Genomic DNA, 20,684 nt, shown 5'->3' on the forward strand with positions numbered 1-20,684 from the left:
TTTTGTTAGAATATTCCAAATCAAGTCTTATTCTGGCGGTTACCCTTTATACTACTATGAGCAATTCAGATGACGAGGAAGGTAGCCATGCGCAGTGGAGTGGGCCGTGGTATCTCTTTCCTCCAATTCGGAATGCACTTATCGCAGCTGTTATAGCAATCCTCACATTCGGTCTCAGTCTCTTCGATTTCCTTCCGCTGCTGGTTGAGAATAGTCTATACGCGGTAGCAATGCTACTCGGGGGATTCCACTGGCTACAAGAAGGATTTGAGGAATTGATTGACGAGTATGAAATCGGTATTGAGATTCTGATGTTAGCTGCGGCAGGTGGGGCGGTAGCTCTCGGATTGTGGGAGGAAGCCGCGTTCCTTGTCATTCTCTACGGCGCTGCAGAAGGTGTTGAGGAATACACGTTCGCACGGACCCGTGCCTCGATCCGAAGTCTGCTCGATCTCGCCCCCGAAGAGGCGCGACTCATCACGAACGGGAGCACGCAGATGATCCCAGCACGGGAGCTCGACATCGGGGATCTGTTTCGTGTCAAACCTGGCGAATCCATCCCGACTGACGGGCAGATCGTCGATGGCCGCTCCACGGTCGATCAGGCGGCGGTCACCGGCGAATCCGCCGCTGTTGATAAACAAGAGGGGGATCAGGTATTTGCCGGGACGGTTAATCAGGAAGGGGTCCTCGATATTGAAGCGACGACACCCTTCGAGGATAACACCCTCTCGAAGATGATCCATCTCGTTGAGGAGGCACAGGAAGAAAAAGGGAAATCGCAGTTGTTCATCGAGAAGTTCGGCGGCGTCTACTCACCGATTGTACTTCTAGTTGCCCTCGGACTCATGATAGCGCCCTTCGTTGTTGGTCTCCAGTCCGTCTGGGCGAGACGCGCTATCGTTCTGCTCGTCGCAGCTGCACCCTGTGCCTTGGTTATGTCCACGCCGATTGCGATTGCGTCCGGTATCGGGCGAGCAGGTCGAGAAGGCGTGCTCGTCAAGGGTGGTATCCATCTCGAAAACCTCGGGAAAATCGAAGCTATTGCCTTCGATAAAACGGGGACTCTCACTCGAGGCGAGCCAGTAGTCACGGATGTCGTTGCGTTTGAGGGAACCGAAGACGACGTTCTCAGGCAAGCAGCAAGTGTCGAACAATACTCTGAGCATCATCTCGGCGAAGCAATCATGAACGCCGCGGCTGAGCGCGGGCTTGAACAGACCGAGGTATCTGAGTTTAGTTCAATCACCGGGTACGGGGCACAAGCCCAGCTCATGGAGGAAACCGTCTACGTTGGAAAGCCAGGGCTGTTCGACCGGTTCGACCTCGACATAGAGGAGATTCAGGAAGCCGAAAACCTTCAAAGCGAAGGGAAGACTGTCGTCCTTGTTGGAACGCCGAATCGAATTATCGGGGTGATTGCGCTCCGGGATGAGCCACGGCCAGAAGCAAAGGACGTCATCGATGACCTTCATGAGATGGATGTTGATGTTCTTATGCTTACTGGCGATAACGAGGAAACGGCGCAGGCAATCGCAGCAGAACTCGGGATTGACGATGTCCGGGCGGATCTAAAACCGGAAGAGAAGGTCGAAGCTGTCAAAGAACTCACTGCGAAATACGAAGCGGTCGCGATGGTCGGCGACGGGATCAACGACGCACCAGCGCTGGCCCAAGCGACCGTTGGGATCGCTATGGGGACCGCAGGAACAGATGCAGCGATTGAGGCTGCCGACATTGCATTGATGGCTGACGACATCACGAAGGTCACGTACGCACTTCAACTCGGGAAGCGAGCACAGGAGATTAGTCGCGAGAACATCGTGTTTTCCTTGCTCGTGTTAGCCGCGCTCATTCCCGCTGCGCTGCTCGGTGTAATCGGGATCGCCATCGCAGTCGTCGCGCACGAGGGCTCTGAACTGCTGGCGATTGGGAACGGTCTTCGGGTGAGACGAGGGTGATGGAGCAGGAGTATGACTGAGAGCGTCCTCAAATTGCTGTACGACGTGCGCACGGCCAGAAAACACGCCCCCAGTGCAATTTTAAAGCGGCAATGCGACCGTCTCGCCGAGATGGTGGCGTTCGCGCGAGCTAACTCACCCTACTATCGTGAGCTGTATCGGGGCTTTGCCGAATCGGGCGAGTTCTCGATTCGAGAGTACATGCAGGATCCAGACGGCCGCGTGCTCGGTTACCCGACGCGACAGTCGGGGACGATCGCGCCCGTGTTCCGCTACCTAATCGACCAAGCGATCATGCACGGGATGGACGACCCCGACCGGTCGGCGTACTACCTCCTCGACGAGATCGAGCACTTGGACGCGACGATCAAGCGCCTCGGCGAGCTGATCAACGTCGGCCGGGGCAATCAGTGTCAAGCGATTCTCTCGCTCCAGTCCGTGGCACAACTCGAGGATACATACGGGAAGGAACGCGCCCACGCGCTGCTGTCGGGCATGGTCACGGTGATCGGGCTTCGAGTGGCCGACGAGGAGAGCGTCGACTTTCTCCGCGAGACTGTCGGAACATCCTTCGAACAGTACACCCGGAATTCAGGCGACAGTCGTACGCCCAACGAGAGCGAGGAGAAAGAGGAATATTGCTTCGCGAAGGGCGACCTCCGGAACTTCGACCCTGGTGAGGCCGTGATCTGCCGCCAGGGGAAGGGCTGGGTCCACGGTCGGATCAAGATGCTCGAGGAGTAGGCCGTTCTCGAAAGGAGCCCCATGGCAGGGAATTTTCGCGGTGCTGTGCAGGCGCGTGAGGCTAATCCGGGACCAAACCACTCCATGGGATCTATGTCAACAGCGCTGAGTGTCATCCAAAACGGGCGAAAGATTCAGGTACGTCAACGTACAATGTCAACGCAGGATGGGCATTGCCGACAAACAAATTCGGGTCAGTGAAGCGGTGAAACGTGAGATCGAGCGCCGTCGACGGGAGGGGGAGAGTTACAACGACGTCCTCGAACGAACGTTTGCTACTCGCCCTTCAACTGATCGCGACCTGTTCGCTGGCTTTGGGATACTATCCGACGAGGAAGCTGACCGGGTCCGTGAGAACGTCGATCAGAGTAGAAAGAAATCGAAAGAACGCATGCGCCGCATAGACATCGAATGAAGGTTCTGGACGCGACGTTTCTGATCGACTATCTCAGTGGCGTCGAAACCACCCGTGAGTACCTTCAAAAGCATAGCGAGGAGGTGTTCATCCATCCCGTCCCTGCATACGCCGAAGCGCTTGTCGGAGTCGGAAACGGCCCCAAAGACAGCAATATTGATGAAGTGCGTGACTCCTTATCGTGGGGGGAAGTATACAGCGTGGATAAGCAGACGGCAGTGACCGCGGCAGCGATCGCTGATGAAGTCGGACCAGAAGGACCGTATCTTGCAGGAATGGACGCGTTGATTGCAGCGGTTGGGCGCGAGCTTGACGCACCAGTCGTCAGCGCTGATAGTGACCTCACCCACCCCGCGATGGCCAAGGTCATCGCTGTCGAAGAATACTGATTCTCATCCGTTCGAAGAGCATGAGGAGACATCTCTTTGAGCCTCATTCCCGATAAAATTCGAATAATGGCACAGAATCACGCCGATTGACCGATGACTAACGACGAACTCGCGGAAGTGAGCGAAGCGATCCGTGAGCAGCGCGATGACTATCTCGCAAGTGAAGGTGTCGACGTGAGTACGTAGGACGAGAATGTTGACGCTCTCACCCGTGGAGCTGATCGCGACGCTGCTGATTCCGACTAACGACGCTTCTACTTCAGCTCTCGTGAACAGAACAATCAGTACCGAAGCGTTAGCGACCGTACCTTGTGCAACATCGGCCGTACCTATAAAGACGGTTGTTGTACAAGGTGTGAAGGGGCGCAAGCCAAACGGCTGACAGAGCTACTTGTATACGGCTTCCAAGCGGCGGTCATGGAAGCGATTACGATCCGTCTCAAGGAAAGTACCCTCAAATCGCTCGACAGTGAGGCGGACGAACACAGGCGTATACGAGGCGAGCACATCCGCGAAATGATCCGAGCACGGGACGAGTACGAGGCGAAGCTCGCCGAATACGAGGACGAGATCGAGAAACTGAAACAAGAGAACGAACGGATCCGTCGCGAGAAGCGTCTGATCCTCGAGCAGCGAGAAGAGAACCACGAACTCCAGCGCTACGTCGAAGACGAACTCAGTTACCGAGAAGCGGGACTCGGGACCCGCGTCAAATGGTAGTTGTTCGGAAAAAGAGAAGATTAGCCCCCAGTGACCGATTCGGGGGACGCGTTCGTATTGGCAGGATCAGAGTCCCGATACAGTTCCGCTCGATTGAGGATCCGCCCGACAGTCGATTGGGGGATGCCGGCGAAGCGTGCGCGCTCGACCGTTGCTCTCGCCCTTCTCGATTCACTCGGGGATTTTCTTCAAGTATTTTCATGATACATATACGGGAATAATGCGATATGTTTATATATTTTTGAGTAACAAAACAAGATAATGTGGCTAAAATCGCTAATCAGTGATATTATCGCAGTCATCATGCTTTTTCTTGTACTGGTCTCTGTAGGAGTAATTGGGCTTATTATAATTGGGCCTAGTGCGTAAGCGGTATTGTCATTGTATTAATATATATTCGAGTTGACGGAGCTATCTAAGATCATAGATTTCGCAGCTGGCTGAACTACAACCGAAAACGGCGAAAACATACAGATTACTAGTCTTGATAGTGCGTAAATTACTCTACGGTCATATCGAGCGGAGTGAATCAGCCTCCGACCTGTTTACGGACTGAAAATCAGAGAAAATAACGATACAGCGTAGCGACGCCACTGCCGAAAACTCGAACCCAGCCGCGAAATCCGGTCGTCAGCCGACCGTTCGCAGGAAGGTCCCGATGAATCTGGCGAACGTCCGGCTACCGATCTCGGGATCGTCCCGAATCGGAATATCGAGTTTCCGCTTGAGCAGGTAATCGGTGAGCCGCCAGAGATTGTAGATCAACGTCGCGAACACGAAGTTCACGAACCGGACGCAGTAGTCCATCGACGACGTTCGCGGCATGAAATCCTTGATCGCCTTGTATTCGATCTCGATGTCCCACCGACGCCGATACTTGTTCACCACGCTGTCCACCTCGTCCGTTTCGACTCGCTGATTCGTGGCGAACATCGCGTATTCCCCGTCCTCGTTCCGCGACGGGACGTAGATGATGTTCAGCTCGTGACTTCGTTCGCCGTCGCTCGACTCCACGCCGTGTTCGACGGCGACGTTCGCTTCCGGATCCGATTCGAGATTGTCGAGGTATGGGATGTCTTGCTTGTACTCCTTTTTCGGCGTGATATACGTGACGTCGTGCTCATCGACCGTGTTGAACACGGCGTGACCGTAGAACTCGCGGTCGAACAGCACGGTATCGATATCGACGAACTCCTGAGCCTTCGTCAGCAGTCGATCAACGAGGTGGGCGAGTTCGTATGTCACCGCGTCTTCGGACTCCCAGCCGGAACATTCCTTGACGGGTTCGACGCCAAGGATGATCGGGACGTTGTCGCCGACGAGGGTGATCGTCGCGTATTTGAACCCGTATCGAGCCTCCTTCGGACCACTCCCGTCGTCGTCATCGGCCTGCTTGTTGTCGCCTTTCAGGTATCCGCTCGCCATCTTCGGGAACGCCTCGTTCGGAATCCTTTCCTCACGATCTTCCCATGGCGGAACGTAGATCCGCTCGTAGGTCATGTCGATAGCGGCGATCGTCTCCCGGTCGGCGAACGGCGTGTCGCCGTTGATTGCCGAAATCGTGTTTCGCGTCGAGAGATCGAATGCGGTGACAGCTGCATCGCGGATTGCAGCGATGTCGGGCAGCTCTTCGGCGTCGGTCAGGTAGTCGTCGAGTCCCGCCTGTAGCGCTTCTTCCTTGGGCGTACCGAACTTTTTGATGGCTCTCAGGATGGTCTTTCCGTCGGGCGTGTAGTCGTCGTCGGTGAGCCACCCGATCTCCCCTTCGGAGTTGGCAGAGCCGGTAGTCGCGCACATCCGCGCCAGCACGTCGAATATCTCTTCGTCGAGATATTCCTTGTTGTCGGCTCGACTCGTCTCGAAGTGTGGAAGGACGGTCTGGCGCGCGAACCGCACGGTCTGATGGGTGGCCTGACGCTTGCGCTCTCGTTTCGACGGCCCTTTGTCGGCATCATCGTCGGACTCCAGGAGGCTGGGTGCGAGTTCTTCGACGATGGCGTTGCGGTCGTCGGCTTCGCGTGCGATCGCCTCGGCAGCGATATCGAGCACTCGCTTGGTTTCGGGCGTGAATCGCTCGCTTTCGGTTTCCGAAAGCGTCTGCTGGCGTGGGACGCCGTCGGTGAACTCGAACCGAATCCGGAGATAGGGCTGTCGCTGTATTCGAGCGGTGACTGTTTCTTGCGAGAAGCCGCGCACGCGGCGGTAGAGGTACACCTTGATCATCTGCTCGAACCCGTATTTGCCCCGGTTCTCGTCATACGGGTCCTCGCCGATCGTCAGCGGGACCGTCGCGTTCGTGATCGCCCGACTGAGGTTGTCCACACCGTCGTCGAATTGTTCCTCGACACGCTCGATGAGCATCTCGACGGCCCGAGCGGCGAGGTTAGGAGGGGTTTCAGAGGATTCACTCATCCGTCGTGAGGCTCCCACACCGCTCGGCGGCGGTACTGTAACTCGTCGCGCTGGCACGGACGGTCAGGCGAGTGTGTTCAAAGGGGACGATGGCTCGTCCGCTCGACTGCTGTGAAAATTTGATCGGATGAGACGGGCGTGTGTTGGACGAGAGCTCGGGAGTGAGTGGCGTATCGGTCATGGTGGCGAGCGGGTGTTTTCGGCGATACTCGCGTGGTGGTCGGTACGAGGGCGAATCGTCGAGCACGACGGACTGAGACGCTCATCTGCGCCGCTGTCGTTGCATCGACGTATTGTTTAACTCGAACAACTGTGCGTATTCCTTCGTCACATATAAACCTTCGCAAACAGATGTTCGATTCAAACAATGGCCGAGAACGAGTCCGCTCATGAGATCAGCGCCGAGGTTGCTGACCTCCTACAACGGAAGGGAACTCTCGAAATCATCGTCCGGATCGGTGAAGAGGACTTCCTGCGCCACACTGACCTCCGCAGGGAACTGCTGATGAGTTCCAGCACGATTCAAAAACGGCTCAAGGCCGGTCGGGAACACGGTCTCTGGGACCAGCGACTCGAAGAATGGGGCGACGTTACCGCCAAGGTCTACGCGCTCACTCCGTTGGGTGATTCGCTCTACGTACGCGCTAATGAGCACGAACTCGTCGAGTTGTATCAATCACGCCGGGAAATCGTCCGGACGATTCAGAATCGGGAACGCAGAGTCGTGCTGGAGTCATCACCGGCTGATGCGAACTGGATATCGAACATTACGATGGAAGAACACGATGCCCAGCACGTCCAGAAATTCCTTCAGCAATTTTCGGACACCGAATCATGATAAGAAGATGCAAAAAACCACCAATATCTGACGGAGGCAGAAACAATAGATTAGACGACAAGGGAAATAGCGAAAAATCCTCGACTCCGTCCAAGCTCACGCCGATTAGCCCAACACCGACTGTTTGTGAGAGGTGCTCTGGATAACAGCAAGTTAAGTCCACGGAGCACCTCTTGGCTGGTATGTCCAGAGCCAGCCGGAAAATCGACCGTGACCCTGAGAAACCCCCTCGGGGAGCGAGTGGTACAGGGGCTCCAGATGGGTTCACTATCCCCGAGCGGTTCGTCGCCCGCGTTGTGAATATCGATTTGAGTTCGACCGAGAGTACTGATCGTTCAAGACGCAACTCCTCCGTCCCGCGGAATCCAGAGAAACCGGCACCGGACGAAAGCGGTGCGTGGAACAAACGCGGGTTCAGGACTGTTGATCGAATCGTCAACTGGATCGTCACCGGCGATCCAGATATGCCGTAGCGTCCGTTTCTGAGTCCGTCATCACAGAGCGGTGAATCACCTCGGCGCGTCGTTCTCGGAGTACGCTTAGTAGCCCTGTCGCTACGGGTCGCTGCTGCTCCAGAATCGGCTTCTACGACGTGATCTCCTCGATGAGTTCAAAGCCGTCAACGACCTCGATCTGGCCGTCGAATCCGGCGTCTTCGACAGCAGCAACGCTTCCCTCTCCGGCATGGGTGTCGGTCGTGACGAGGTAGATATACGCCGCCTCATCGGCGTCGAGAAGCTGGACGGCAACACCGGCGAGCGCTGTATCGGCTTTTTCGATGGTATCCTCGTTACGGTTCGAGGCCCGCGCGATGTAGCCGCGAACGCCGTCCATGACCGTCGCGACTGTGGGATTCGCGTAGTCGAGGGGATCAGCGACCCGGACCCAGCCAGCATCGATGGCAGTGTTGATCGGTGTTTCGTCGGGTGTACTTCGCTCGGGAGCCCCACCCAGCTCATCGTAGACGCGGTGGGGGATAACGAACGTCCTGTCGTGCCGTTGTGCGAAGCGGGCCAGTGCGGTATACTTATCGTTCTGCTGGCGTCCACACGCGATGAACAGGCCGGTATCGGCGATCCACGCCGAACTCCCGGCGTTGGCCGTGTCGAGTTCCGTCATCCGAGGATGAGTTCTCGTTTACCCGTCCTCGCGGGGTGGGTTGTCTCGCGCGTTCCGGATCCGATCGAAGTATGGATCGTGCTCTTGCATGTCGAGGACGACCTCTCGGAGAGCGTGCAGGACAGCGATCCCGAACGCAGGCTGGAGACCGAGTTCGCGAGCAGCAACGCGTTCGGACATTGTGCCCTCTGTATATGGAATCGCATAGGTGAGTGCGGCGGCGAGCTTGCCGATGCCATGCTTTTCGACGAGGAGGCTGAGATCCGGGTCTCGGGGGGCCCGGCCGATCGCGTCGATGAGTGTCGGGGTGATAGTGTACTCATCCTCGTCAAGAATCGTCGTGAGCACGACAGACAGCGCGGTGTAGGTATGGGTTTTCTGTGTCTCATCGCGGGTGAGCACGCCCAGTTCAACGAGCGACGCGGCGTCGGAGTAGGCCGTCGTTCGCGGAATGCCGAGGTCCGCGACGATCTCATCGATAGTCACGTCGTCGCTCCGAAGAACGTGTGTATAGAGACGGGCGAGGCGCGGCTCGTCGAGAAGATCTGCGACCGCGATGAACCCGTCGACGGCGCGTTCGGGATCGCCTTTGGCTGTCGACATACAATACATGATTCGTGTATTGAGTAATAACCCTTGGGGTGAGAGCTTCGGAGCACACCAGAAGGACCTCAGGGCGGTGTCGAATCCTTAGTAGTCACCGAAGTGCCGCCGATTCCCGGCGTCTATGTCGATTCCATGGACGACTTCCCGGCAGGTCCGCTGATGAACAAAGCCCTGACGGTGAATACGGGTCAAACACACGTTCAGCGCTACCTCGACCCGCTGTTGGAGCGTATCGAGGCCGGCGATATCGACCCGTCATTCGCCGTCACCCACGAGGAGCCACTGCAGAAGGGACCCGAGATGTACGAGACCTTCCGCGACAAGGACGACGACTGCATCAAGGTTGTGCTGACACCTTGATGAAGGGAAAACGACGATTCGATACATGAAAACCCGGTCAGTCAAGCGGCGTAGCGAACCGCCGATTCGGCGCTCCTCAAAGAACGAATTCCGGCGTTGCAAAATCAGGCGTTCGTTTTATTGAGAACGTATGCGTCGGTAGGGATGAGGACAAACAATGACAGATTCACTCGAAGGCAAGAGCGTCGCGGTCTTTCTCGCACCGATGGGCACAGAAGAGGTCGAATTCACCGACCCAAAAGAAGCCGTCGAGGACGCCGGGGCGAGCGTCGATGTGGTCGGAGCCGAGACCGGCGACGTCGAAACCGTCAACGGCGACATCAATCCCGGTGGCTTATACGAGGTCGAGAGGACGTTTTCCGAGGTCTCCGTCGAGGACTACGACGGTCTCGTGGTTCCGGGCGGTTGTGTGGGCGCGGACCAGCTCCGGGCCGACGACGACGCGGTGGGGTTCGTCCACGACTTTTTCGAGACCGAGAAACCGTTGTGTGTCATCTGTCACGGTCCGTGGACGTTGGTCGAGGCCGACGTGGTGGATGGCCGGACGCTGACCTCCTTTCACAGCCTCGAAACCGACATCCGCAACGCGGGCGGCGAGTGGGTCGATGAGGAAGTCGTCGTGGACGAGGGGCTGGTGACCAGCCGCAACCCCAACGACCTCGATGCCTTCTGTGACAAAGTGGTCGAGGAAATCGAAGAAGGCCCACACGAGGACCGCGAGACCGAAGACGTTTGAATCGGTGAAAACGAGCGCCGACCGACGAATTCTTCGGCACGTTCGGCCGGGTCTGGAACGCTTGCCTAAGTTAACACTGCTGCTCAGTGTAGCAGTAATCGCAGGTTGCAGCTTGCTGGCTGATTCTAAAGGTTAAAGACAGTCCCGGTGAGTACACCGTCCGCATTTGGTGATGATCGGGTTTCTGTGCGCTGTCACGCATCGATGCGAGTACGAAGCTATCGACCCGCCGACGCAGACCGGAGGTTCAATACTATCCCGGTCCCACGGCGAGTATGGGAGCACCCGACCGCGAACCGGAGGTGAGCGACGAGGCGATCCTGACGGTGTTCGTTCGGCGCGACGAATCCGACCTACACGCCCGTGAGGTGGCCGAGGACCTGCCGATGGAGCGCGACGACCTGAACGACCGCCTCGACGACCTCTACGAGCGCAGCCTCCTCGACAGCGAGGGCGTTCCGGGCGGGACGGTGTGGTCCATCGCGCCCGGCGTCGAAGACGACCTCTCGCCCTCTGACGAAGCAACCGAAACGAGTGTCGAGGCGCAGGCCGCAAGCGACACCGACCTCGAAACGTCGTCGCGCCGGACGGATACTCAGTCTGGAGGTGTGGGGATGGGAGAGGACGAATCGGTCGGGGATGCGGAGGAACCGACCACGGACCTGATCGCAGCAATCGACTTGCCGGGGACGCCCGACAAACAGGAGGACCGGCGCGCGGCGCTCCGGGCGGCGTATCGCTACCTTCGGGAGGGTGCCACCGCCCAGAAGGAGGACATCACGACGGAGGTGTTTCCCGACAACCCCGCTGGCTACGAAACCCCGGACGACGGCTGGTGGCAACAAGTCGTCCGTCCGGGCTTGGTTGCGCTGCCGGACGTAGAACAACAGGACGACGAATGGCGATTCGTCGGCGACGAGGAAGACGAAGAGCGCATCTGATAACAAGTCGTGTTTCTCTGAAACGAAAATCCCAGCAGAATCGCTGACGGAGAGGATCGTGGACCGGGTACCTCGACCGTTTTTATCCGCTGCCACCGAACCCGCCACGTATGCGAGCCGTTCGGTATCACGAGCACGGCGGGCCGGATGTACTGCAAGTGGACGAAATCGACCGACCGACCCCCGAGGAAAATGAGGTTCTCGTGGAGGTTCGGGCCGCGAGCGTCAACGCGGTCGATGCGAGGTTTCGGTCGGGAAGCTACGGCGACGTGTCGCTCCCGGCGATTCCCGGCGGCGACGCGGCAGGGGTCGTCGCGGAGGTAGGCGATGGAGTCGAGGAATTCGCGGCTGGCGACCGGGTTTTCGCCGGCGGGATGGGACACGGTGAGGGTGGGACCTTCGCCGAATACGCCACGATTCCAGCAATGAAGGTGGCACATCTCCCCGAAAGCGTCTCGTTCGAGGTTGGTGGTGCAATCCCGAACGTGGGCGTGACCGCGTGGATGGCGTTCGTGGAACACGCGGGTCTCAAACCCACCGAATACTGTCTCGTCCACGGCGGGAACGGCGGCGTCGGGCACGCCGCTGTCCAGTTGAGTGCGGCGATGGGTGCTGACGTGCTCGCAACCGCTGGCTCTGCGGAACTGCGCGAACAGGTCCGCGACCTCGGCGCAGTCGCGGCGTTCGACTACGACAGCGAGACGCTCGCAGATGAAATCCACGAGGCGACCGATGGCGAGGGCGTTGACGTGATTCTCGACCATCGCCTCGATGACTACCTCGGTCTCGATTTGACTGTTGCTGCCCAGAATGGACGCATCATCACCATCACGGGCGGCATTCCGGCGGTTGAGGACGCGCCGCTGCAAGCAAAGGAACCCACCATCAAAGGGATGGCCATCGCCAACACGCCTGATCGCCAGCCCGTTCTCCGTCGCATCGCGCGCCTCGTGGAACGCGGCGACCTGAACCCTGAAATCGCCGAGACCTACGATTTCGAGGGGGCCGGCGAGGCCCACCGCGCCGTCACCGAGGGCGGCTACGTCGGCAAACTCGTCGTCCGTCCGTAATTCAGGGATTTCGTGGTTGGTGAACGATGTCTCCCGTTGTTCGACCGGACTGCTTTCCGTTTCCGAACTGAGAACACGATCTGAAGTTCGATGGTGTGTACGAACGAAGCACCCCCTTGCAAGTTCAGGCCCTCTCTTTAGGTGACACCTGTGTGTTCTTCGATAACGAGGGCCATACAATGGAGGACATACGCACGAAACGAAGACGGCAGGGAGTGGAGACTCCGAGGAACGAGAGAAACGGGGGAAGCCAATGAGAGCACTGGCGTGGCACGGCGAAGAGGACGTTCGCGTCGATGACGTTCCCGAACCCGAGATCGAGAACCCGACCGACGCGATAATCGATGTTACAGCGACCGCCATCTGTGGCTCGGACCTCCACCTGTATGATGGGTATATGCCGTCGATGCAAGAGGGCGACGTGCTGGGTCACGAGCCGATGGGTGAAGTAATCGAAGTCGGCAGCGATGTCGAAACCATAGAAGAAGGCGACCGCGTGGTCGTCCCCTTTACGATTAGCTGTGGCTCGTGTTGGTTCTGCGAGAACGACCTCTACTCACTCTGTGACGAGTCGAATCCAAACGCGGAGATGGCCCGCGAGAATATGGGCCACTCACCGGCCGGGTTGTTCGGGTACTCGCATATGCTGGGCGGTTTTGCAGGCGGACAGGCCGAGCAGTTGCGCGTGCCGTATGCGGATGTCGGTCCGGTCAAAATCGATTCGGACCTGCCCGACGAGCAGGTACTCTTCCTTTCGGATATTTTCCCGACGGGGTACATGGGTGCCGAAAACGCCGATATCGACGAGGGTGATACCGTTGCGGTCTGGGGCTGTGGACCAGTCGGACAGTTCGCCATCCAGAGTGCTCACATGCTCGGCGCTGACAGGGTAGTGGCCATCGACCGCGTGCCCGAACGGCTGGAGATGGCACGCGAACACGGCGAGGCCGAAACCATCGACTACGAGGACGAAGACGTCTACGACCGTCTGATGGACATGACCGGAAATCGGGGGCCGGACGGGTGCATCGACGCGGTCGGGTCGGAGGCCCACGGTCTCGACGGGGATTATAGTGGGATGGACCGACCATACGTGCTCCAGCAGGCGGTCAAGTCCTGTCGCAAGGGTGGTACGCTCTCGATGCCGGGCGTCTATATCGACATGATGGACGACTTCCCGATCGGCCCGCTAATGAACAAAGCTATAACGGTGAAAACGGGCCAAACCCACGTCCAACGCTACCTCGACCCGCTGTTGGAGCGCATCGAGGCCGGCGATATCGACCCGTCGTTCGTCATCACTCACGAGGAGCCACTGGAGAACGGTCCCGACCTCTACGAGACCTTCCGTGACAAGGAGGACGACTGCATCAAGGTGGTGTTGACACCATAAGGGCGTCCGGTACACACCCGGTGGTCGATGCCACGGGAGCGAACGCGCCCATCGACGCCGAATGTGGCGATGGACGAGACGGATACCGTCATATCGATAGACCACCACTGTCACACGATGGTCGCACTCTACCCCATCCTATCGCTCCTCATCGTGTTCGCGCTCTCGGCGCTGATCGTCCGGATCGGGTCGATCGCGTTCAGGATGACCGGGATGTCGTCGGACGTCGCCTCGTTTCAAGCCGCGTCGGCGTACTCGGGCGCGGGATTCACGACCGACGAGGCGGAAGTCATCACGGAATCACTCGGACGCCGGAAGATCGCTCAACGGCTCATCCGCCTCGGAAGCGTCGGCATCATCAGCGGTATCGCCTCGCTCACGCTCTCGTTTACCGGTAGCGGGAACAACAACATCGGGACGATTGCACTCATCGTCGGTGGCGCTGTCGTGGTCTACCTGTTCGCGCGCAGTCGATGGGTCGAACGAGTCACCACACCCCTCATCGAGCGGACGCTCGCCCGCACGACAGACCTGCGTCTGCGTGATTATACGCAGGTGCTCGGGCTACGGAACGGTTATCGCGTCGCCGAGATCGACGTCGATGCGGAGGACTGGCTCACCGCGGGGTCGATAGCCGAGTTGGACCTCCCCGCCGAAGGCGTGCTCCCGCTGGCCGTCGAGCGCGCCGACGGCACGTATATCGGCGTGCCGGGGCCCGATGTGGAAAAACAGCCTGACGACACACTCGTATTGTTCGGACAGGAAGACCGATTACAGGAACTCTCGGGCCGTCACGAGACCGACACTCAAGCGCGCGAGGACGCGGTCGAAGACCACCAAGACCGCCTCGAAGCGCGTGATCAATCTGCATGACCGAGGTTCCAGAATCGTCTTGTCCAACGCAAACGAGACTCGTCCCTACCGCTTCCGTCCGTCCGCCACAGGTTGGGGGGAACTGTATGACTAAGAGGAGTAATCCCCGAACGATGAACAGGTGCGGGCGTGACCTACTACCGGACTGTGAAGACGCCTCCTCAAGCGAGACCTACCGCGAACAGGGGGACTCGGGACTCGATTTTTCACGATCACGAAAACAGTCTACGCTCATCCCGGTAGACCGTAACATCAATTCTGCTGGCGATCACATGGCGGTCAACGATGGACGAGGAGTCAGCTCAGGTCTTCCTTCCACCGCGTGAGCGATGCTTCGAGCGTCTCCGTCTCGCCCGATTCGGCGAGACGGTGACGTGTGTCCACTGCGAGAAAGATGCTGTCGTCAAGCGGGGTACGACCGGCAAAGACGCCCAGCAATACTGGTGTAAGGCGTGCGAGACCTACTTCAACGACCTCACGAACACGATCTTCGGCCAGCATCGCTTCGGCCTCGAAGAGATGTTCTACACCGTCAAGGAGATGCGATCTGAGCCGACTGCTCAGATCGCTCGGGACCTCGATCGAGACTACGAAGCTGTCCTCAACTTCGTCCACAAAGTCCAGGACGTGAGCGGTGAGATCGACGAGTTCGACCTCTACGGCGTATGCGAAGCCGACGAGGTCTACGTCACAGCTGGTGAGAAAGGGCTCGAAGACGAGGACGGGAGTCCGCGCTCGCGCGGACTCTCAAAAAAGGACGCGGGACCTTCGCAGCAGACAAACCGCCAGTCTTGACACTCGTCCGTCGTTCCGACGGACGAGTTCGGTTTCTCGTCTGTAAGGATCTGCAAAACGCCGATGAAGATATCGCCGAGTACGGCGACGGAAGCGTGATCCTTTGCACCGACGGCTACACGATCTACGACGACATCGAGGACAAGGAGGGAGTGGACGGCCATCTGGCCGTCACTCACTCCGACACCTACGTCATTGGTGATGCTCACACGAACACTTGCGAGAACCGCCATAGCTTCCTTCGCCAGTGGCTGGCGAAGTTTAGAGGGGTCTCGAAGCACCATCTCCAGAAATACCTCGGCTTCCTCGGACTGAAACTCAACTCACCGAACGACTGGTTCGAGAAACTGCTGTGTTACGATGTATCGGGATGAGCGACAGTCTATCTCAACTACTGATGCTCTTACTCAATCTGGAGTCGTTCCTAACTATCCTCCAACAGTAGTCATCATAACGATTCACGAAGCATTTTATCCCCTGAACGATATTGTTGTCACCCACGAGACAGGATGGTCATGTAATCGTCACTTAATCGTAGCCTTTCCGGAAACTGCGAAACTCGCTCCGATGGGATTCCTCGTCGCTGAGGATATCAATGGCGAGGTCTTCGGTGACCGGGTCGTCCGCCTCTCTGGCAGCTTCCATGAGCGACCGATACGTATCGATTGCGTCTTCTTCGTACTCGATCACCCCGTCGATGACCGAGAGCACGTCAGCCGTGTCTTCCGGTGGTTGGAGTGCCTCTTGTTCCGGCTCAAATTCGAATGAAGCCGGGGGCTGGGCATCGAGTTCCTTCAGTCGGTTCCCGATTCGCTCAGCGTGAATGAGTTCTTCCTGCTTCGCGTCGGCTCGGAGGCTCTCTTTGACCTCTTCTGCGCTGACCCCGTCGAGGATGGTCGCGTTCGTCAGGTAATTCATCACTGTCTCGATCTCGTCGTTGTAGGCGCTTCGGAGCAGCCCTATCACCTGTTCGTTTGTCATACGCTGTCGCTACTCAATGCAGAATCTTATAGATATGGGGTCCGTGCCCCATCTAAGTCGAGTGTTGATCTGCGGGTGAGCCAATCGTCTTTGAGAAGTGGAAAATCGCAGTAATTCGAGCAGCGAGTAGAATTCACTCACAGTGGTCCGTGATCAGTGAGACTCGTCAGGGACCGTTGGCTTCGGTGACCGCCTCGTCTGGGATTCGACCGTGCTTGCCATCAGTCCGGGTGTGACGGGCGCACGCCGGCTTTAAATAGTCGAAACGGGACAGGATACACCATTCACTCCTTGTGCGCTTCTCGTTCGAGTTCGGCCAGCGTTTTCATCCCGCGCTCCCGTGCGGCACGTATCTGCTCTCGGCGGCGGCGACGCACCTTGGCCATCTCGCGGGGTTCTCGTGGTAGTACGTCAGCGCGCGATACACGTCCGCGATGTCGAGGTCATAGCGGTCGGCGACGGTCTTCGCCGACAGGTCGCCCTTCTCGACCCAGCCTGCGACCTGTCGGACGCTGATGCGACGGCCCTCGATGCGCGGTTCGCCGCCCATCACGTCCTCGCCTTTCACGATGCGGGCGGTCTGCTGTGCCATCCCGTCGGTCGTTACGGTCCCGCCGGGATTAAAACTTCGCGCGGGGAAAGGATCGTCCGAATCGACCGGGGAACTCGACAGCGGGAGGTTCGAGTTCCGGTCCCTCGAATCAGGGAAGCTTCGCTTCCAGAACCTCGACTTCCTCTATCTGGGGCGGTTCCGCGAGGAGTTCGTCCGCGTTTTCCTCCAGCGCACCGGCGATCTCGCCCGAGAGGTGGGCTTCCCGGCCGGATTCGTCCGGGAAAGTATCGAAGATACCGAACGTCGATTCGCCCATCCGGAGCGCGAACCACGTGGTGGTGTCGGGTTCGTCCTCGGCCAGCGGGAGCGCCGAGCGAAGGAACTCCTCGACATCCGACTCTTTTCCGGACTGTGCCTCCATTCGAATGAGCAGCGCCACGTTCGCATCGGTCATGGTGTCGATTTACCTGTGGCGTTCTGAGTTGATAAAGCCACGGGGAGCGGGACCTCTGTGAGGGGTACTGAACCGAGGTGTGTAGACGGCGCAAGCTCAGCCTGCTGTGAGCAAATGGAAGCAGAATGGAGAGATACGTCGTTTCAGGTCCAACGAGCGAAGAAACCACGGTTTTGGCGACAGCCGTCGGCAGCTAGCGACGGCTGTCACTGGTGTCATCCAAAGGATATAGTCGGGATGATGATATTTCAGAGGAATTAGTCACCACTCAGTTAGCCCTAACCCGCATGCACGTGATAACGGAACGCTATACGTCCGAGCGCCGGAAGCCGTCCTCGCCCGCCGCACATAAACTTCATACTGCCACGTATTGTCACCCATATTCGGGGAGAGACATTATGGTACCACCATTTCATCTCGGTCCGGAATCCCGGACTATTCACGTCCGACGAGCGGACCCGACTCCGAATACAGTCGAACCGCGGCAGTTGCTGTCTGGAGTGCGTTCATGAGCGACGAACCCGAGGACTCGCCACCAGTCGTCCGGGACCGGGCTGCGTCCGGCGTCCCGACAGCGGGCTGGGCACTCGGTGATCGCTTCTCGTGGGATGAAATCCATCAACGGCTGCTCGCGTTCGCCGACGAGGAGATCGACAACACGCTCTCGGAACTGTTATTCAGCGGCTTCACAGCCGGCTTCGCGATCGTCTTGACGTTCATCGGCTACACGGTCGGGACCGCGACGTTCCCGAACAATAGATTCCTCGCCGCGGTGCTGTATCCGATCGGGTTCATGTATATTATTCTCGGACGGTACGAACTGTACACCGAGACCACTCTCCCACCGGTCAAGCTAGTGCTAACCCGGTTGGCCAGTCTCCCCTTGCTGTTACGCATGTGGAGCGTCGTCCTGCTGGCGAATGTCATCGGTGCCGCGTTCGGCGCGTTCATCCTCGCAAACACGCACGTACTTACGCCGGCAGAGATGGAGGTCGGAGCCGAATTCCTCCAGCACGGCCTCGAACTGGGCTGGTGGGACCTGTTCTTCAAGGCCCTGTTCGCGGGGTGGCTTGTTGCTGGCGTGGTGTGGCTCCATACGGCTACGCGAGACACAATCTCGCGTGTCGTAATCACTTATCTCGTCTTCTTCACGATTCCCGTTCTTAACCTGTACCACGTCGTGAGTTCGGGCGCTGAAGCACTCTTCGTCGTGTTCCTCAAGACGCCGAGTCCGGGGGTACTCACCCTGATTTATGAGTTCTGGCTTCCGATCTTGCTTGGCAACACGACTGGTGGCGTCGTATTGGTCGCGCTCGCGAGCTACGCGCAAGCCGAGAAACGCCGGTATCCGGAGATTCGGGTTCTGTCGACCCGGGAGATGCTATTTAGTTTGAAAGGCGGTCGCCCGTTCGAAACGCCGAGGCCGGGCATCCAGTTACCGGAAAACGGTGGTGGACCCGAGGAGGAATCCGACACAACCAGGTGACGTTGTAGTGTGTACAACCTGCAAATCCCCATTAAGTGGGGTGGCGCTGAATATGCGCGCTGTATTCACCTATGGAAACGCTGCTGGCTGACCAATCCACCGCTGACGACAAAATAATTACGCCCCCCGGTGCAGTCCCGCGGTCCCGGCCGACCGGCGGGGCGGCACGACTCTGTGGGGCGATCGCTGTCGGGCGATAGCAGTCGCTTCACGACGGCCTCGACCGGCCACTGTGGGCCGCCCGCTCGGCGGCCCGCAGCTCCCTCGTCGCCGCGGTTACACCGCGATCGTCGCTGTCGAGTTGCTCGCTCCGGTGACTCGGGACGCCAGTGCGTGAAGCAGAGATGCACCTATACGGGCTTTCCCGGATGCCGCGCGGAGTGGTCTGCGGAAGTTTTGAACACTTGAGTGAAGAGGAGGATCACCACCGCTTCATTCCAGCGCAGTCTAACGATTCTTATGAGGTTCGTCGGTGTCCTAGGAGGGGTTCAAATGTTTCGCTGATCACTCCGCCCGTGCGGGTGCAGCGCTATCTGTGTCCGATCTGCAGTGGAACTTTCTCACCGAGCCTCTTGTACGTCGAAGACGGCCACAAGTATCCGTCCGAGGTCAAGCGATTAGGACGCGTCGTGAATGCGTTCACCGACGCGTCTCTCGAAAACCTCCAGGACATCTGTACCGTTCACTTTGGTGTCCGTCCGTCCGATCAGCAGCTGTGTAACTGGATCACGGAAAATACGAGGGAGATCGTCGAGAACGATCTCCCGCAGTATTCGGGTGTGTACACCTACGATGAGCAGTATCTCCGCATTGACGGTGAGCGTGCCTATCGATTCGTTCTCTACGACGATCTGATGGATGCGCCGGTCGGCGAATGCGTCGCCGACCGGCTTACCAAGGACGCCGTTCGTGACTTTCTCACGGAACTCCTTGACGACAAGCCCGCCTACGTAATCACCACCGACGGCCGTGACGAGTACGCCGAGATCGTCGAAGACGACATCGGCGCGTTCCACCATCGGTGTCACTTTCATTTCCTGCGAAATGGTGAGAAGAAGCTCCGGAACGCCGTGTTCCGGAGCATCCGCCATTCGGACGCGGAGAAACTTCACGCTGCAATCGTCTGGAGCGAATTCAAGAGTGTATTCGCTGCTCCCTCGTATACAGCGGCTCTGCGGCGGTTCGAGGCAGTGCTCGACAAGGTCGAGCATCTGCCGTCAGCGATACGGACATACGTCGAGGAGGTGATGGAGAACTTCGACAAGTTCCTGGTGCATCTCCGGGATGAGTGGGTCCCGAGCACAACCAACAACTGTGAACGCTACTTCGGGCACACGAAACCGACGCTTCATCCGCGTCGGTTTCGTTCGATCGAGGGCGCTCGCTCCTTCCTGAAGACGCAGATGACCGTGCGGACGGTCAAACACGGGTTGGTTTCCAGAGAGACATCGCTCGCGCTGGCGCGCGAGCTCTTTCCCGCCCTTGATTTGGACGAGGTAACGGACCTGTTCACGGAGACGAAGCAGCGCTATCTCTGGAGCCGCGATCTCGAAGCTGGCTGAACACGATTCGGCCGCGCTGGCCGCTCCATTCGGAGCGGCAGCGCTCGCATACATTGAATATCACAGGCTAATCTGATTGGATATAAGTACATCTAAGTAATTTATGCTAACTAAGTAGGTAATTACGTCTCAGCCACGCCGACAATATCTCAGATAATTGTTTGAAAGAATCCGGTTTCGGCGTCAATCAACACCAGGCTTGGGAGGGTCGGGTCCGTGAGTTCCTTTCGATTGAGGTCTGGAGCGCGAGACGCTTCAGCGAAACGGCCGAAATCG

General features: G+C 58.2%; 21 protein-coding genes and 1 pseudogene. 15 read left to right on the forward strand and 7 right to left on the reverse strand.

All coding sequences use genetic code 11. The features are described from left to right. The first annotated feature begins 56 nt into the window (after positions 1–56). The 5 genes from EAO80_RS09875 to EAO80_RS09895 all read left to right on the forward strand — a co-directional run bounded on the left by EAO80_RS09875 (position 57) and on the right by EAO80_RS09895 (position 4,229). Complete coding sequence (locus EAO80_RS09875; RefSeq protein ID WP_122089749.1) at positions 57–1,961, forward strand: heavy metal translocating P-type ATPase; 1,905 nt, start codon at positions 57–59, stop codon at positions 1,959–1,961. A gap of 12 nt (positions 1,962–1,973) precedes the next feature. Further along, positions 1,974–2,705, forward strand: coding sequence for a type IV secretion system DNA-binding domain-containing protein (locus EAO80_RS09880; protein ID WP_122089750.1), 732 nt, complete (start codon positions 1,974–1,976; stop codon positions 2,703–2,705). A 166-nt stretch (positions 2,706–2,871) separates the two neighbouring features. After that, positions 2,872–3,120, forward strand: coding sequence for an antitoxin VapB family protein (locus tag EAO80_RS09885; RefSeq protein ID WP_122089751.1), 249 nt, complete (start codon positions 2,872–2,874; stop codon positions 3,118–3,120). Then, complete coding sequence (locus EAO80_RS09890) at positions 3,117–3,509, forward strand: PIN domain-containing protein (protein WP_122089752.1); 393 nt, start codon at positions 3,117–3,119, stop codon at positions 3,507–3,509. Before EAO80_RS09885 ends, EAO80_RS09890 begins: the two co-directional genes overlap by 4 nt. Positions 3,510–3,926: 417 nt before the next feature. Continuing rightward, positions 3,927–4,229 (forward strand): ribbon-helix-helix protein, CopG family, encoded by a 303-nt coding sequence (locus EAO80_RS09895; protein WP_122089753.1) that lies wholly within the window; start codon positions 3,927–3,929, stop codon positions 4,227–4,229. Positions 4,230–4,859: 630 nt separating this feature from the next. Here EAO80_RS09895 and EAO80_RS09900 read toward each other — a convergent pair. Together EAO80_RS09900 and EAO80_RS09905 are read right to left on the reverse strand one after the other, a co-directional pair. Then, complete coding sequence (locus EAO80_RS09900) at positions 4,860–6,641, reverse strand: transposase (protein ID WP_122089754.1); 1,782 nt, start codon at positions 6,639–6,641, stop codon at positions 4,860–4,862. Beyond that, complete coding sequence (locus tag EAO80_RS09905) at positions 6,634–6,822, reverse strand: hypothetical protein (protein WP_162993953.1); 189 nt, start codon at positions 6,820–6,822, stop codon at positions 6,634–6,636. The genes EAO80_RS09900 and EAO80_RS09905 overlap by 8 nt, the downstream gene beginning before the upstream one ends. Positions 6,823–7,008: 186 nt before the next feature. Between EAO80_RS09905 and EAO80_RS09910 the strand changes: the two genes are divergently transcribed. After that, on the forward strand, positions 7,009–7,479 hold the full coding sequence (locus tag EAO80_RS09910; protein WP_122089756.1) for a hypothetical protein: 471 nt from the start codon (positions 7,009–7,011) through the stop codon (positions 7,477–7,479). 585 nt (positions 7,480–8,064) lie between these two features. Here EAO80_RS09910 and EAO80_RS09920 read toward each other — a convergent pair. After that, entirely contained in the window at positions 8,065–8,598 is a 534-nt protein-coding gene (locus tag EAO80_RS09920) for a hypothetical protein (RefSeq protein WP_049998757.1), read from the reverse strand. Positions 8,599–8,616: 18 nt separating this feature from the next. Further along, positions 8,617–9,201, reverse strand: coding sequence for a DUF7437 domain-containing protein (locus EAO80_RS09925; RefSeq protein WP_005041100.1), 585 nt, complete (start codon positions 9,199–9,201; stop codon positions 8,617–8,619). A 111-nt stretch (positions 9,202–9,312) separates the two neighbouring features. Here EAO80_RS09925 and EAO80_RS09930 point away from each other — a divergent pair. The 7 genes and pseudogenes from EAO80_RS09930 to EAO80_RS09960 all read left to right on the forward strand — a co-directional run. After that, positions 9,313–9,564, forward strand: a pseudogene (locus EAO80_RS09930) (glutathione-dependent formaldehyde dehydrogenase); the annotation flags it as partial. A gap of 157 nt (positions 9,565–9,721) precedes the next feature. Then, positions 9,722–10,300 (forward strand): type 1 glutamine amidotransferase domain-containing protein, encoded by a 579-nt coding sequence (locus EAO80_RS09935; protein ID WP_049998759.1) that lies wholly within the window; start codon positions 9,722–9,724, stop codon positions 10,298–10,300. 275 nt (positions 10,301–10,575) lie between these two features. Further along, positions 10,576–11,241 (forward strand): hypothetical protein, encoded by a 666-nt coding sequence (locus EAO80_RS09940; protein WP_049998760.1) that lies wholly within the window; start codon positions 10,576–10,578, stop codon positions 11,239–11,241. A 110-nt stretch (positions 11,242–11,351) separates the two neighbouring features. Beyond that, positions 11,352–12,311 carry an NADPH:quinone reductase gene (locus EAO80_RS09945; protein WP_049998761.1) on the forward strand — a complete coding sequence of 320 codons (960 nt, stop codon included), beginning with the start codon at positions 11,352–11,354 and terminating at the stop codon, positions 12,309–12,311. A 253-nt stretch (positions 12,312–12,564) separates the two neighbouring features. Continuing rightward, positions 12,565–13,704 carry a zinc-dependent alcohol dehydrogenase gene (locus tag EAO80_RS09950; RefSeq protein WP_049998762.1) on the forward strand — a complete coding sequence of 380 codons (1,140 nt, stop codon included), beginning with the start codon at positions 12,565–12,567 and terminating at the stop codon, positions 13,702–13,704. A gap of 117 nt (positions 13,705–13,821) precedes the next feature. Next, positions 13,822–14,577 (forward strand): TrkA C-terminal domain-containing protein, encoded by a 756-nt coding sequence (locus tag EAO80_RS09955; RefSeq protein WP_049998819.1) that lies wholly within the window; start codon positions 13,822–13,824, stop codon positions 14,575–14,577. A gap of 285 nt (positions 14,578–14,862) precedes the next feature. After that, positions 14,863–15,746, forward strand: a protein-coding gene (locus EAO80_RS09960; protein WP_122089757.1) for an IS1595 family transposase whose coding sequence is annotated in 2 segments (ribosomal slippage) — positions 14,863–15,325 and positions 15,325–15,746 — 885 coding nt in all. Because the reading frame shifts where the segments join, the coding sequence is not laid out codon by codon here. A 154-nt stretch (positions 15,747–15,900) separates the two neighbouring features. On the opposite strand, the gene EAO80_RS09965 is transcribed toward EAO80_RS09960, so the two are convergent. The 3 genes from EAO80_RS09965 to EAO80_RS09975 all read right to left on the reverse strand — a co-directional run bounded on the left by EAO80_RS09965 (position 15,901) and on the right by EAO80_RS09975 (position 17,360). Next, positions 15,901–16,353, reverse strand: a complete 453-nt coding sequence (locus EAO80_RS09965; protein ID WP_049998763.1) for a ferritin-like domain-containing protein — start codon at positions 16,351–16,353, stop codon at positions 15,901–15,903. Between the two features lie 325 nt (positions 16,354–16,678). Beyond that, positions 16,679–16,945, reverse strand: coding sequence for a DUF433 domain-containing protein (locus tag EAO80_RS09970; RefSeq protein ID WP_237561208.1), 267 nt, complete (start codon positions 16,943–16,945; stop codon positions 16,679–16,681). Positions 16,946–17,054: 109 nt separating this feature from the next. Beyond that, positions 17,055–17,360 carry a putative quinol monooxygenase gene (locus EAO80_RS09975; RefSeq protein ID WP_005041122.1) on the reverse strand — a complete coding sequence of 102 codons (306 nt, stop codon included), beginning with the start codon at positions 17,358–17,360 and terminating at the stop codon, positions 17,055–17,057. A 508-nt stretch (positions 17,361–17,868) separates the two neighbouring features. Here EAO80_RS09975 and EAO80_RS09980 point away from each other — a divergent pair. Together EAO80_RS09980 and EAO80_RS09985 are read left to right on the forward strand one after the other, a co-directional pair. Next, positions 17,869–18,846 (forward strand): formate/nitrite transporter family protein, encoded by a 978-nt coding sequence (locus tag EAO80_RS09980; protein WP_049998764.1) that lies wholly within the window; start codon positions 17,869–17,871, stop codon positions 18,844–18,846. Positions 18,847–19,475: 629 nt separating this feature from the next. Next, positions 19,476–20,408 (forward strand): transposase, encoded by a 933-nt coding sequence (locus tag EAO80_RS09985; RefSeq protein ID WP_245998556.1) that lies wholly within the window; start codon positions 19,476–19,478, stop codon positions 20,406–20,408. The last annotated feature ends 276 nt before the right edge of the window (positions 20,409–20,684 follow it).

Source organism: Halalkalicoccus subterraneus (assembly GCF_003697815.1).
Lineage (GTDB): Archaea > Halobacteriota > Halobacteria > Halobacteriales > Halalkalicoccaceae > Halalkalicoccus > Halalkalicoccus subterraneus.